Source organism: Marinobacterium sp. xm-d-530 (assembly GCF_013283365.1).
Classification (GTDB): Bacteria; Pseudomonadota; Gammaproteobacteria; order Pseudomonadales; family Balneatricaceae; genus Marinobacterium_E.
On record NZ_WBYM01000002.1, the window covers coordinates 159,862 to 174,224 of the forward strand.

Annotated in this window: 13 protein-coding genes; 11 read left to right on the top strand and 2 right to left on the bottom strand. The window is 50.0% G+C overall.

Annotation, left to right across the window (positions count from 1 at the left end; translation table 11 throughout):
• Positions 1 to 4: 4 nt before the first annotated feature.
• The 10 genes from XMD530_RS04110 to queE all read left to right on the top strand — a co-directional run bounded on the left by XMD530_RS04110 (position 5) and on the right by queE (position 9,237).
• Positions 5 to 2,410: a heavy metal translocating P-type ATPase gene (locus tag XMD530_RS04110; RefSeq protein ID WP_173506784.1), complete on the top strand. Its 2,406-nt coding sequence runs from the start codon at positions 5 to 7 to the stop codon at positions 2,408 to 2,410.
• Between the two features lie 6 nt (positions 2,411 to 2,416).
• Positions 2,417 to 2,629: a cbb3-type cytochrome oxidase assembly protein CcoS gene (gene ccoS, locus XMD530_RS04115; protein WP_173480781.1), complete on the top strand. Its 213-nt coding sequence runs from the start codon at positions 2,417 to 2,419 to the stop codon at positions 2,627 to 2,629.
• A 2-nt stretch (positions 2,630 to 2,631) separates the two neighbouring features.
• A complete protein-coding gene (locus XMD530_RS04120) occupies positions 2,632 to 3,285 on the top strand; it encodes a sulfite exporter TauE/SafE family protein (RefSeq protein ID WP_173494396.1) in 654 nt (217 codons plus the stop codon).
• A 75-nt stretch (positions 3,286 to 3,360) separates the two neighbouring features.
• Entirely contained in the window at positions 3,361 to 4,746 is a 1,386-nt protein-coding gene (hemN, locus tag XMD530_RS04125; protein WP_173506785.1) for an oxygen-independent coproporphyrinogen III oxidase, read from the top strand.
• A gap of 121 nt (positions 4,747 to 4,867) precedes the next feature.
• Positions 4,868 to 5,629, top strand: coding sequence for a fumarate/nitrate reduction transcriptional regulator Fnr (gene fnr / locus XMD530_RS04130; RefSeq protein WP_173480778.1), 762 nt, complete (start codon positions 4,868 to 4,870; stop codon positions 5,627 to 5,629).
• A 13-nt stretch (positions 5,630 to 5,642) separates the two neighbouring features.
• The gene (locus tag XMD530_RS04135; RefSeq protein ID WP_173480777.1) at positions 5,643 to 6,185 is read left to right on the top strand and encodes an adenine phosphoribosyltransferase; all 543 of its coding nucleotides are present in this window, start codon (positions 5,643 to 5,645) and stop codon (positions 6,183 to 6,185) included.
• 76 nt (positions 6,186 to 6,261) lie between these two features.
• Positions 6,262 to 7,140, top strand: coding sequence for an alpha/beta hydrolase (locus XMD530_RS04140; protein WP_173480776.1), 879 nt, complete (start codon positions 6,262 to 6,264; stop codon positions 7,138 to 7,140).
• A 25-nt stretch (positions 7,141 to 7,165) separates the two neighbouring features.
• Positions 7,166 to 7,570 carry a thioredoxin fold domain-containing protein gene (locus XMD530_RS04145; protein WP_173480775.1) on the top strand — a complete coding sequence of 135 codons (405 nt, stop codon included), beginning with the start codon at positions 7,166 to 7,168 and terminating at the stop codon, positions 7,568 to 7,570.
• Between the two features lie 99 nt (positions 7,571 to 7,669).
• Complete coding sequence (locus tag XMD530_RS04150) at positions 7,670 to 8,587, top strand: recombination-associated protein RdgC (protein WP_173482390.1); 918 nt, start codon at positions 7,670 to 7,672, stop codon at positions 8,585 to 8,587.
• Positions 8,587 to 9,237 (top strand): 7-carboxy-7-deazaguanine synthase, encoded by a 651-nt coding sequence (gene queE, locus XMD530_RS04155; protein WP_173481156.1) that lies wholly within the window; start codon positions 8,587 to 8,589, stop codon positions 9,235 to 9,237. Before XMD530_RS04150 ends, queE begins: the two co-directional genes overlap by 1 nt.
• Before the next feature lie 294 nt (positions 9,238 to 9,531).
• On the opposite strand, the gene XMD530_RS04160 is transcribed toward queE, so the two are convergent.
• Positions 9,532 to 11,067, bottom strand: a complete 1,536-nt coding sequence (locus XMD530_RS04160) for a chloride channel protein (protein WP_173506786.1) — start codon at positions 11,065 to 11,067, stop codon at positions 9,532 to 9,534.
• A gap of 119 nt (positions 11,068 to 11,186) precedes the next feature.
• On the opposite strand from XMD530_RS04160, the gene XMD530_RS04165 reads away from it, so the two are divergent.
• Positions 11,187 to 12,353, top strand: a complete 1,167-nt coding sequence (locus XMD530_RS04165; RefSeq protein WP_173506787.1) for a cation diffusion facilitator family transporter — start codon at positions 11,187 to 11,189, stop codon at positions 12,351 to 12,353.
• A 55-nt stretch (positions 12,354 to 12,408) separates the two neighbouring features.
• Here the strand turns inward: XMD530_RS04165 and gorA are convergent, their stop codons facing one another.
• Positions 12,409 to 13,767, bottom strand: coding sequence for a glutathione-disulfide reductase (gene gorA / locus XMD530_RS04170; RefSeq protein ID WP_173506788.1), 1,359 nt, complete (start codon positions 13,765 to 13,767; stop codon positions 12,409 to 12,411).
• Positions 13,768 to 14,363: the final 596 nt, after the last annotated feature.

A 14,363-nucleotide genomic window follows, 5' to 3' on the forward strand; every position in this document is an offset into this window, starting at 1 on the left:
CAAAATGAGTAATCCAAAAGACTCTTGTTTTCACTGTGCCACCCCTATTCCTAAGGGGGTGAAGGTTGAGCTTTCAATTGATGGAAAGCAAGAGTCATTTTGTTGCCCCGCCTGCCGCGCGGTCACCCAAACAATACTGGGATCAGGTCTAGAGAAGTACTACCAGCACCGCGGCAATCAACAGCAAGAACGCCCCACTGAAATAGAGTCCGAAGATCAACTCGCACTCTATGATAATGAATCCATTCAAGCACCCTTCGTCAGAACCATAGACTCCGATCGCAAAGAGGCCCTCTTTGTCATTGAAGGGATCCACTGTGCTGCCTGTGTTTGGCTTTTAGAGAAGCATCTGACCGAACAGGTTGGTGTCACTAGCTTTACCGTTAACCTAACCAACCACCGCGCTCGACTCGTTTGGAACCCGTCAGAGAAACCCTTAAGTGAACTGATGGCCGCCATCATTTCGATCGGTTACACACCTCACCCGTTTACGCCCAACCAAGAAGAGAAGCTCTACGAACAGGAGCAAAAAAAGGCGATGCGCCGACTCGGTGTGGCCGGTGTCGGCATGATGCAGGTGATGATGATGTCATCGGCACTCTACCTAGGTGACGCCTTCTTCATGGAGGAGCACATCCAGAACTTTATTCGCTGGACCAGCTTCATTGTTGCCACCCCTGTTGTATTTTATGCCGCGCGCCCCTTCTTCAACGCGGCCCGACGGGATCTTCGCACCCGACACCTCAGTATGGATGTGCCGGTATCTATCGCTATTGGTGGCGCTTATATAGCCAGCGTATGGGCTACGATCACACAGAGCGGCGAGGTCTACTACGACTCGGTCTCGATGTTCACCTTCTTCCTGTTGATTGGCCGCTTCTTCGAGATGAAAGCTCGCCACAGAACGGGTATGGCTGGCAATGAGTTGGCCAATATTCTTCCAGCCAGCGCTACGCGATTGACCGAGACCGGCGAACAGCTTGTCCCTGTATCGGAACTCAATCCAGGGGATCGCGTACTGGTTAAGCCCGGTCACTCCATACCGGCTGATGGCATACTCTTTACGCAACACACCAGCATTGATGAATCGGCCCTCACCGGTGAGCCTCTGCCCGTCAGCAAAGCGCTTGGCGACCCTTTAGTAGGCGGTACCATCAATATGGAGCAAGCGATTGAGATGGAGATCACCAGCAGTGCTGAACAGTCGCGCATGTCCTCCATTTTGAATCTATTGGATCGTGCTCAGGCTGATAAACCCAAGGCGGCTCAGATTGCCGACAAGGTTGCGAGCTATTTTGTCGCTGGTGTTCTTCTAACGGCTGTCGTTGTCAGTCTTATCTGGTGGCAGATATCCCCTTCAGACGCTTTCTGGGTGACACTCTCTGTCCTAGTAGTTACCTGCCCTTGCGCACTATCCTTGGCTACACCGACGGCTTTAACAGCAGCCATAGGTTCTCTGCGTAAAATGGGACTGCTGGTTACTCGCGGGCATGTATTAGAGAGTTTGGCACAGTGCACGGCCGTCTACTTTGATAAAACCGGCACACTGACCACCGGCAAACTGACGTTGCGTGAGACCACCCCTCTCTGTGAGCAGTCCGTTGATGAGCTCAATCAACTAGCGGCAGCAATTGAGAGCCGCTCAGAGCACCCCATCGCGTCCGCTTTTGCTCCCTACTTTGAATACTCTGTTGAAGAGGCCACTAACCATGTGGGTAGAGGCGTAGAGGGAACGATTAACGGAAACACCTATCGTATTGGTAAACCCGGGTTTGTATCCGAACTCTTTGGAAACCAACCTCCCACTCACCCAGAAGGGACAGGGATTTTTCTTCTGATGGGTAATAGCTCCGGCCCTCTCGCCTGGTTTTCGATTGACGATCAACTTCGACCTGAGGCTATTGAAGCGGTTAAGCAGATCCAAGCATTAGGATTACCTGTTGGCATGCTAACCGGTGATCGCGAAGCGAATGCACAACGCATCGCCTCTGAGTTAGGGATCGATCATGTTGAAGCGCACTTGTCGCCAGAAGATAAGCTAGCTCGTGTAAAGGCGATGCAAAACGACGGTGAACGCATCCTGATGATTGGCGATGGTATCAACGACATTCCCGTTCTGTCCGGTGCGCAGACCTCTATTGCGATGAACGGCGCGACAGACCTTGCCAAAACATCCTCTGATGCTGTGTTGGTCAGCTCTGATCTAAGACGCATCCCTGGCTCCCTTAACATGGCTCGTAAAACACGAAACATCATTCGTCAAAATATTGGCTGGGCTTTGTTATACAACCTAATCGCGCTACCCTTAGCAGCAAGTGGTTTTATTGCCCCCTGGATGGCGGCTATTGGCATGTCCCTTAGCTCGCTGATTGTTGTCGGCAATGCCCTTCGTCTAACCAAACAGCTGTAGGTTTTTATGGAAATCGTCTATTTACTTATCCCTGTCGCGATCATCTTGGTAGCCTTTGCGACCTGGGCTTTCTTCTACAGCGTTAATTCTGGTCAATTTGATGACCTAGAGTCCCCTGCTCATCGCATTCTATACGACGATGATGAAGATATGATTCCTGAAGACGCGCGCGTCAAAAAAGAGCCTGAAGCTCCATCCTCTGAAACACCAAAAGATTGAGCATGCTGCCCGCCTCTCTTAGCTTCACCTCGGCATTCATCATTGGCCTTCTTGGCACAACACACTGCCTAGCCATGTGTGGTGGACTTGCCTCGAGTCTCAGTATAGGTGGAACAGGTCGAGCCAACTCCCTATTAGGTCTGTTTAGCTACAATCTTGGACGTATCGCTAGCTACTGTGCAGCGGGTGCCATTCTTGGTCTGTTAGGTGCAACCCTACAACAGACAGAGATAGCCTTTGCGCTACGCTGGATTGCAGGCCTTCTACTGATCAGCATGGGCCTCTACATCGCACAGTGGTGGTTTGGTTTAACCAAACTGGAACAGGCTGGTTCGCTATTGTGGAAACAGATAGCGCCTCTCCTTAAACCCTTTATGCCTGCCGATACCCCGTTTAAAGCCCTAGTACTGGGCATTGGCTGGGGCTGGCTACCTTGCGGTCTGGTCTACAGCACCTTGATCTGGTCATCAGCCGCCGGGAGCGTTACAGAAAGCACTCTACTCATGCTGGGCTTTGGCTTGGGTACATTACCAGCCATGCTCGCCACTGGACTACTGGCTAAACAACTACGCGAGCTGGTCGCCCACACTTTGGTACGCAAACTCTCGGGGCTGCTGTTGATACTGATGGGCATTTGGACACTGTTAAGCGCGTAGCGGTTGACCCGTATCAACACATAAACCTCTATTATTGCTTAATATTCTGACATCTGATGATTAAGGAATATTACTGTGCTGCAACAGACCAACATCCAGTGGGATACCGACCTGATTCGCCGTTATGATTTAGCAGGTCCACGCTACACCTCTTACCCAACCGCACTGCAATTTACTGACACTCCAGACAGTGTCAAAACGCTCTCTAAAGCGATCAGTGAGCGCGACAGTCGTAAGCCTTTATCACTCTATATTCACATCCCCTTCTGTGCACACGTCTGCTACTACTGTGGATGCAACAAAGTGGTCACAAAAGATCGTTCCCGCGCAGAACCCTACCTTCAGACGCTGTTAAAAGAGATTAAACTGCGCAGCGCTGAACTGGGCAGTGACGTTCAAGTGGATCAGCTTCACTGGGGTGGTGGTACACCCACCTTCATCGATGATGAGCAGACCGCTCGCTTAATGCAGGCACTAAAAGAGGCCTTCAAACTGCGTGATGATGATCAGGGTGACTACGCCATCGAGATCGACCCTCGCGAGATGACACCTGGCCGCTTAAAACTGCTGCGTGAATTGGGTTTCAACCGCATCAGTATAGGGGTTCAGGATTTTAATGAAGCGGTTCAAATCAAAGTAAACCGCGTGCAATCTCTCGAGATGACAACGGACCTGCTTAAAGAGGCGCGTGAACTGGGCTTTCGCTCAATCAACGTTGATCTAATCTATGGCTTGCCGCTGCAAACTGAAGAGAGCTTTGCCGAGACCTTGGACCGAATTCTAGAGCTACGACCCGATCGTCTCTCGGTATTTAACTATGCTCACCTACCCGAGCGCTTTAAACCACAGCGTCGCATCAATGCCGATGAGCTACCCGATGCGCTAACTAAACTGGCGATTCACCATCAAAGCATTGAGAAGCTGACTGCAGCGGGCTACCGCAACATTGGTATGGATCACTTTGCTCTGCCAGACGATACACTGACACAACACCAAGACGATGGAACGCTGCATCGAAACTTCCAGGGCTATACCACCCACTCACAGTGTGACTTGATTGGTTTGGGCGTCTCATCCATCAGTCAGATTGGTGATTACTACCTACAGAACAGCCCTAACATTGAGCGCTACACGCAGGATATTGAATCTCAGGGCTCAGCATTAACCAAAGAGTACTGCCTCAATGAGGATGACAAAATTCGCAGAGCGGTGATTACCCGCCTGATCTGTGACTTCCAACTCGATTTTGCGGATCAATCCAAAGCGCTCAACATCGACTTTAAAAAGTATTTCGCTAACGAATTAAAACTGCTTGAGCCTATGGCACAGGATGGCCTAATTCATTTAAGTGAGGATGGAATGGATGTCACCGCCGCTGGGCGTTTGTTGATTCGTCGAATCTGCATGACCTTTGATGCCTATATCGATCACTCAGAACAGCGATTTTCTAAAATCATCTAATCCGATTCCGCCCAGCAAATTGTATTAAAAGTGGACCGCTAAAAAGTCCACTTTTTTATCTAAATTGACTTGGGTCAATAAAGCGCTTTTGGATATACTGTCAGACAACTAAGGAGCCGTTATGTCTGACACCAAGAACATCAAACTCGCAAGCATCGGCCAGGTAAGCTGTAACACCTGTAGCTTGAGTACACTCTGCTTGCCTGTCTCTCTAAACGACGAAGAGGCGCTTCGCCTCGACGACATCGTTGATAAGAGTAAACCACTTCACAAAGGCGACTTCCTGTTTAGACAGGGTGAAGAGTTCACGTCACTGTTCGCCATTCGTGCGGGGTCGTTAAAAACTTACTCTGTAAACCCTGAGGGAGAAGAGCAGATCAACGGTTTCTACTTCCCAGGTGAACTGGTTGGCCTAGCCGGATTCGATTCAGGCAGCTACCCAATGTCGGCTAAGATGCTTGAGACGACCACTGTCTGTGAGATCCCTTTCTCACGCTTGGACGATCTGGCAGGTCAAATGCCAGAGCTGCGTCGTTCTGTGATGCGCTCTATGAGCCACGAGATCAGCGATGACCAACAGATGATGATGCTGCTCTCTAAAAAGACGGCTGAACAACGTATCGCAACCTTTATTTTCAAGCTGTCGCAACGTTATGCCCTGCGTGGCTACTCTGCACAATCCTTCCGACTTTCGATGTCACGTAACGAAATAGGCAACTACCTTGGCCTAGCGGTCGAGACGGTCAGTCGAATCTTTACACGCTTCTCTTCACAAGAGCTGATTCGTGTTGAAGGTAAAGAGCTGGAAATTCTTGATCAAGCAGCGCTGCTGGATGCGGCTGGTGAAGCACCCAGCCCAGAGTGCAATCAACACCACGGTTAAATAAGGATCTTTAATGTCTTACGACGAGCACTATGTAAAATCGGTTGTCCGCTCTATTCCAGATTGGCCAGAGCCTGGCATTCTGTTCCGTGATATTACGCCGATTTTTCAAGATCCACGTGCCTCTCGCATGGTCGCAAACGCCTTTATTGATCGTTACATGCAGATGGATATTACCCACATCGCCTGTATCGATGCTCGAGGTTTTCTATTTGGTGCGATTATTGCGCACCAGCTGAACAAGCCTCTGATTTTGGTTCGTAAAAAAGGCAAGTTGCCCGGTGAAACGATTCACCAAGACTATACGCTAGAGTACGGCACAGCCTCCGTGGAGATTCAGAAGGATGCCGTTACCGCTGGCGACAAAGTGGTATTGATCGATGACCTTATTGCCACTGGGGGCACAGCACTGGCGGCCTGCACACTGATCAACGGTCTAGGGGCTAGCGTTGTTGAGGTAGCAGCGCTGATTGACCTGCCAGACCTTAACGGATCACAAAAAATCCAAGACACCGGCGTCCCCGTATACTGCTTACTGGCCTACGACGGTCTCTAATAGAAACCGAGGTTTAGCCACCTCGGTTTTTTTATACCTAGAAACGATAAAAATTTTAAGTTTAATGGAGTTTTAAATGCTTCGACTATCGACCACCCTACTCGCTGCATCACTTATGGCAGCAACTGCACAGGCTGAACAGGTTCAGATTCCTTTTGAGGGTTTAACACTCAACGGCAATCTTGAACTGGCTGCTGATAAATCCTTAGCAGACGGTGTCCTAATGCTGACGCACGGCACCCTGGCTCACAACGAGATGGAGATCATCAGCTACGTGCAGGAACAGATGGTCGATTACGGCATCTCTACTTTAGCCATCAACCTAAGTTATGGATTGGATAACCGCGAATCAGCGATGTACGACTGTACCGTTCCGGCTCAACACACCATGCAGCAAGCACTGGCTGAAATGGATGCTTGGCAGACTTGGCTGGATGGACAGGGCGCAGGCGATCGTTGGGTAATGGGTCACTCACGTGGCGGCAACCAGACGGCTCAATTTGCTGCAGCTAACCAAGATAAGATCAAAGGCCAAGTTCTATTAGCACCTGCAACTTGGGACTACGGCAAGACGTTAGAGGGTTATGGCAAACGCTATGAAACGCCCATCGAGCCGATTCTAGAGAAAGCTAAGGGCATGGACCCTAAAGCGATAATCGATGGCATCAGCGTCATCTACTGTGAGAACAGCGGTGCGTCGGCTGAAGCCGTCCTAAGCTACTACGGCAACTACCCAGAGTACGACACACCCACAGTGTTAAAAGAGACGAACATCCCTACTCTAGTCATCGCAGGCAGCTTGGATACCGTGGTTGCAGATCTTCCTGAAAAGATGGAAAGTATCGACAAAGAGAACATTGAACTAGTAGTCGTTGAGGATGCAGATCACTTCTTCTTAGATCTGTTTGCCGACGAGGCGGTGGAATATGCGGTCGATTTTATCGAAAACCTGTAGCGCACTTCTTCTCAGCTTGGGCCTTATGATAAGCGCCCAAGCCGAGGTAAAGCTTGAGACAGCTACGGATCTTCAGTCGCTTGGTAAAGCGAACCCTAACGAAGTAATTGTTCTGTTGGTCTCTCAGGATGGCTGTGCCTTCTGTGTTACCGTCAAAGAGGATTTCCTAAAACCTCTTTTACAAACGAACGATGCACCCCCTATTCAGGTACTGGATCTGAGCAACCCTACTCCCGTTATCAACTTTGATGGCTCAACGGGCTCGGCTGAACAGGTTGCTAAAAGCTTGGGTGGACGCTTCACCCCGACCATTCTATTTGTCGATGCAAAGGGCGAGACTCGCGCTAAAAAGATCGTCGGTGTGAACACGCCAGAGTTCTACGGTTACTACATCGATGAAGCGATTAAATCGGCTCGTAACAGTTTTTAAGCTCAGAAACTAACCGCAAGCAGAGGGCTCTCTGCTTGCATCCCTTCTATCAGAGCAACATAATAGCGCCCCTTCACCTAATCCGCATTTAGAGGTTTTATGCTCTGGTTTCGTAACGCTATTTGGTACCGTTTTTCTCCCAGTGATTCATTCAATGAAGCCGCACTGATGGAGGCGCTAGAAGCCAGACCCTTCGTACCCTGCAAAGGCGCAGAACCACGTTCAGTGGGTTGGGGTGAAGTGGCGCCAGGTGTCATCGATCTACCGGTACTGACCAGTCACGGCTTTCACCTTATCTCACTGCGAGAAGAGGAGAAGATCCTACCCTCGAGCGTGATCAAAGATCAGCTCAACGAGAAGGTAGAACAGATAGAGGCGACCGAAGATCGTAAGGTCTACCGTAAAGAGAAGGTGCAGCTTAAGGACGAGATCACTCTGACACTGCTACCACGCGCATTTACACGCCGTAAAACCACACGTGCTCTTATTGCGCCTCACCATAAACTACTGATTGTGGAAGGCAGCAGCTTTAAGCGCGCAGAAGAGCTGCTAAGCACACTGCGTGAAGATCTAGGGTCACTCTCGGTAAAACTGACCTCGACCGCGCTTCCTGCCAACAAAGTATTCAGCGACTGGCTACTAGAGAACCGTGATCTACCCCGTGCACTTGAACTGGGTGCTGTCACCGAGTTTACCGATCCTCTAGAGACCAGCAGCCAGATCAAGATTAAAGGCCAAAACCTGACAGATAAAGAGATCCAAGCGCACCTTAGCGGAGGCATGTTAGCAGAGCGCCTAGAACTGGTGTGGCGTGATCAATTGCAGTTTGTCATGCACTCGGATCTAACCCTGCACTCGATTAAAATGACGGATCAGTACCAAGAGCAACAGAGCGACCGCGAGCAAGAGGACGAAGCACTGGCACTGGATGCTGATCTAGCCCTGTTGGGCATTGAATTTACCCGCCTACTCCCTGAGCTTTTGGAAGCCCTGGGCGGTGAGGCAGAAGAGGCTTAATTTTGGCAAAGACCTACTCCGTAAAAGAGATCTTCTACACCCTACAAGGCGAAGGCTTTCACGCAGGACGCCCTGCGGTGTTCTGTCGCTTTACCGGTTGTAATCTTTGGAGTGGTCGTGAAGCCGATCGAGTGGCTGCAGTCTGCCAATTCTGTGACACCGATTTCGTGGGTACCGATGGTCAAAACGGCGGCAAGTTCACCTCCGCCGAAGCCCTGGCACAAAGGATCGCTAGCTTCTGGCCAGATCCTAAGCAAGGACAACCCTTTGTCGTCATCACCGGGGGCGAGCCTGCCCTGCAGATGGACAGCGATCTGATCGATGCTCTACATAACCAAGGGTTTGAGATCGCCATTGAGACCAACGGCACCCTACCGCTTCCAAACGGAATCGATTGGGTCTGTGTCAGCCCCAAAGGGAGCTCCGAGATTCTTCTTTTAGAGGGCCACGAGTTGAAGCTGGTCTACCCGCAAAAAGAGCTCAGAGCACAGCCAGAACAGTTCCAAAATCTAAGCTTCGAACACTTCTACATCCAACCCCTGGATGACCAAAACGCGCTTGAAAATCGTGCACGTTGTATCGAATATTGTATGCAAAATCCTCAATGGAAATTGAGCATTCAGACCCACAAAATCCTTGACATCGACTGATCGTTTTTAACCTTTAATTCTCTAAAATCGACCACCCCAGTAACCATGGGGGCTAGCAAAGTGTGCTCACATTATCTGTGGATAACCCTGTGCACAGAGTCATCAAAGGTGAACTAAAGCGTCATTAAAAGGTAAAAGCAGAAAATTGGTTAAAATTTAACCAATACCATTAAGCCTATAATAAACAATAACTTACATTGGCAATGTAATCTTAAATTGTCTATTTTGGGCCTAACTTGTTCATAATGTCGAAAATAGAACTTAAGTTAGTACTTTGGCGACACTGATGCAGAATTACTCACTCGCCTCTTTAAAAAAGCGTTCGATATCGTCTCTTAACACCCTGCCAATGGGGCGGCCTTTTCTAGAGACAAGCAACTCATCTTGGCCACTCGATTGCATCAGCTCCATCGCTTGTAACAGGGTCGCTTTGGACTCAATCACAACCTGTTCATCCGTCGCAAAATCAGCATCACTTTCACTCAGCTGAATCATCAACTCTTTAACGCTGTGGCTGGTCATGACGCGTCTGTAGATTTGAGTATTTCGACTTAAGCCTTGAAGCAACAGCAGTCGTTCAAAGATCGAGGGGCGATTGAACAGCGATCGCATGATCAGGTCTGAGAGTACGATTACCGTGAGGGCTAGCGTTAGGGTGTGGACATTGCCGCTGAGTTCAAATACGGCCAGTAGAGCTGCCAGTGGTGCATGTATGACCGCTGATAACATCGCAGCCATTGCGATTAGCGATAGGCTTGCCTGATCAATCTCAAAATCGGTACCGAGTAATTGATACCCAAGGATGGATCCAATCAACGCGCCTAAGGTAAGCGAGGGGCCTATCATTCCTCCAGGTATGCCTAGGCCGATTACTAGAGGCGGTATAAATAGGTAGAAGAGGAGTAATAGATAGAGGGCTTGTTCCGCATAGGCTTGATCAAGCGTACCCAGCATCACTTCGTGTACTGGGGTGAACAGGATCGGCTCATAAGCAACCAGCGCACCGACTAATAGACCGGAGAAGATCAATTTCGCTGGCCAATATTGCCCACGCTGCTTTGCTAATCGCGTGACGATCTCGTGAAACAGAAACGCCCCCACTCCAATAAGGGCTGCCAACAGCACCAGAACTGGCAGGTGAGCAAACAGGTCACTGCTTTTCAGGCTGTGACCCAACAGTTCTGGAGAACCAAATAGGGCTCTGGAGATGGCATCGGCACTGATGGAAGCGACAATAATGGCGGTAAAGCCGACCAGGCTGTATTCAAGAAGAATGACCTCCATCGCAAACAGAACACCGGCTAACGGGGTATTAAAGAGCGCAGCGATGGCGGCCGCAGAGCCGCAGCCTATCAGCAGCCTTTGATAACTGTTAGAGACGCCCACTTTGGTGCCCAACCAACTACTGAACGCCGCACCAATGTGAACCCCAGGCCCTTCACGACCTACGGGTTGTCCGGTGCCTATGGCCAAGGTCGCACCCACGATCTGATTCAATAAGTTTTTAAAGGGTAAGGCGCCATGTTGGTAAGAGAGGTGCTCAAAAAGATGCGGTATGCCCACTCGGCGGCTGTCTTTAGATTGACCACTCCAAAAGAGCCATAAGAGCACAGAACCCGTTACAGGCAGAGCAAAAAGAACCCAAGGATCAGATGTCGACAACCCAAGCCCGCTAACCAGTTCAGTCGGTAGCGTAATGAGCCAACGGAACAGCCCCATCACCAATGCGGTGACGACGCCGACGGCGATACCTAATAGCACAAGCTGGGGTAACTTATTAAACGACGCTCTACTTGAGTTAGGTGTCGTATCTGACGGCTTTGAAGACATGTCGCTAGGCCAATAGTCATGAATGAATAGACAAAATTTTATCACATTCATTTTACAGAGACTCTGGCCCTGAATGCCTTAGTCACTTATCCTTATCAGAGTTAACTCTGGGAGCTTTCATGCAAAACGAATTGGATACCCGCCGTAAAGAGGCCGAAAAAGTCACACTCATTGGTTCAGCCGTCGACCTCTTTTTAGGGGTGACTAAAATTGTGGTTGGTTATTTTGCCAACTCGGCTGCCCTGATTGCTGACGGTGTTCATTCGCTCTCAGATCTTGCCACCGATTTTATGGTGATTGCGGTTCTGCGCATTTCCCATCAAGAGCCCGACGAAGATCACCCTTGGGGTCATGGTCGTTTTGAGACTGTGGGTACCACGGCGTTGGGTGTTGTCTTGATTCTGGTCGGTCTTGGTATGGCCTACGAGTTAATCAGCAATCTATTCTCAGGTGTCCCTGCCGAGGTGCCTACCTGGCCGGCTCTGGTTGTTGCTGCCATCTCGATCATCTCTAAGGAGTGGATCTTCCGCTACAGCCTTGCGGTGGGCAAGCGCCTTAAGTCGGATCTATTGATTGCGAACGCCTGGCACTCTCGTACCGATGCACTGTCATCGATTGTGGTGTTTGTTGCACTCATTGGGGCCATGCTCGGCTGGGTTTGGCTTGATGCAGTGGCGGCAGTATTGGTAGCGGGCCTAGTCACTAAGATCGGTTGGGGACTGGTTAAACGCAGTCTTACTGAGTTGGTTGATACCGCCCTACCCGAAGAGCAAGCCGCCGAGTTTCGTGCCGTTGTGAATGAGGTTGAGGGCATCATTAATGTTCACGACTTCAAATCGCGTCCTATGGGAAGCCAGATCATTCTAGAGATGCACCTTCAGGTTGCTCCGCATTTAAGCGCCAGCGAAGGCCACTATTTAGGGGACCAAGCTGTCTGCGCGTTGACCGAGGCGTTTCCGGAGATCAGCCAAGTGATCTTCCACATCGATACCTACAATGATGAGCATTTAGATGAGTTGAGCTGCCCAATCATGCCGACTCGTGGCACCATTCGAGAAGCGGTTGATGCTGCATTGAACGATGCCGTTGGCAGCAGCAGTGGTTATCAGCTGCAGCTCTACTATTCGCCGAAGAAGGTTGATTTAGAGATTCGTCTACTACCGGCTATGCAGCCGTTACTGGATGAGAAATCACTGACGCCCAGTCAGTTGAAGCAGGCGCTTAAAGAGACGTTAAGCAAACACAGTTGGCTTCACCATCTAGAAGTGTTGGTGGTTGCACAATAAGAAGTAACACACTGGTATCGGCCATTAAACACACCGATACCAGTGGCTTTAATGGTTAACGGGTTTTCTGCCTCATTGTTACAAACTCTTCAGCAGCCGTTGGGTGAATGCCGATCGTTCGATCGAAATCACGTTTAGTCGCGCCAGCGATCACTGCAACAGCAAGACCTTGCAAGATTTCTCCAGCATCCGCACCGACCATATGAATGCCCACGATTTTATCAGTGGCAGACTCCACGATCAGTTTCATCAGTGTGCGCTCTTCACTACCCGAGATGGTGTGGCGCATCGCTCTGAAATCAGAAACGTAAACATCCACGCTGTCAAAGCGTTCACGCGCCTGCTCTTCCGTTAGTCCCAAAGTACCAATATTGGGCTGGCAGAAGACCGCCGTTGGGATTAACTCATAGTTAGGCAGTTCGCCCTCACCGCTGCCATAGAGGTGATCAACCAACGACATCGCCTCAGCGAGCGCGACAGGCGTTAACTGAACACGATCGATCACATCACCTAAGGCGTAAATTGATGGCACTGAGCTTTGGAAACGATCGTTAACCTCAATGGCACCTTTGTTATTCATCGCTACGCCTGCTGATTCGAGCCCAAGGTTGGCCGTTTTAGGCACACGACCTGTGGCGTACAGAATCTGATCAACAACACGGACTTCACCGTTAGACAGGGTCACATCGAGTGCACCGTCAGAGCGTTTCTCAATGCTGGCGACATCGGTATTAAAGCTTAATTTAATGCCTTTGCGAGCCACTTCAGTTGCCGTGAACTCGCGCACCTCTTGGTCAAAGCCACGCAAGAATAGATCGCCTCGGTAGACCAGTTCCGTTTGTGCTTGCAGACCGGCAAAAATACCGGCGAACTCAATGGCAATGTAACCGCCACCAACCACCATGACGCGCTGTGGGAAGCTGTCTAGATCAAAGACTTCGTTTGATGTGATGGCGTGCTCTTTACCAGGAATATCGGGCACAAACGGCCAACCACCAACTGCCACTAAAATACGCTCAGCCGTTATTGTCTCACCATTCACGCTGACTGAATTAGGGCCTGTCACCGTCGCACGTCCATTGATGCGGGTACAACCCGAGTTATCCAACAATTTACCGTAGATACTATTGAGGCGAGCGATCTCGTGCTTTTTGTTATCACGCAGCGTCGCCCAATCAAAGCTGACTGAGTCTGCATTGACACCAAAGCCTCGCCCCTCTTCGATCTCTTGCATGTACTCCGATGCATAGACATAGAGTTTTTTAGGCACACAACCAACGTTGACACAGGTCCCCCCCAAATGGAGATCCTCTGCCACGGCCACTTTAACCCCTTTCGCCGCCGCCATACGCGCCGCACGCACACCACCAGACCCTGCACCAATAACAAAAAGATCGTAATCGTAACCGCTCATGCTCTACCTATCTGAGATCATTAATATTCAATCACTTAAGCTTACCCTGTGTGAGAGGCTGCATCCAATTAAGAAGCGCAAATGATGTGATTGAGTAGGGCTATTGGACTAACGTTTGTTTTTAAAATTTTCTAATCGCCTAAAGGCGACCAGCCTTACTTTTTGGTCAGCAAAAAGTAAGCAGCACCGAAAGTGTGCTCCTGCACTTTCGGTATTCACCACATCCTGAGGATCAAACTGACCACGCTCACTCGGCCTGCGGCACGCTCCGTTCAATGATTTTTCACTGAAGTCCAATAGGACACTGCAAACCGTTAATTGCTCCTGCATTAACGGAATACATGCCATCCATGGCACTAAGTCGGCTCCTGCCTCCGTTGCAGACTTCGGCCATCCGGGCCTCAGCCGATTGAACTCTTAATCGTGAAAAACCATCGTACTCACTCTCGATCGGACGTGGACGACTGGCACGAGATTTGAATCTGGCACTGTTGGAGCGGTCTAGAAAAGGCCGCGAAGGAATAGGTGCGTGGGGGAACCGTGGTGTCAGACCAGAGGTCATATATGGTCCGTCCCGCGTTATGCAAGATAAAAGT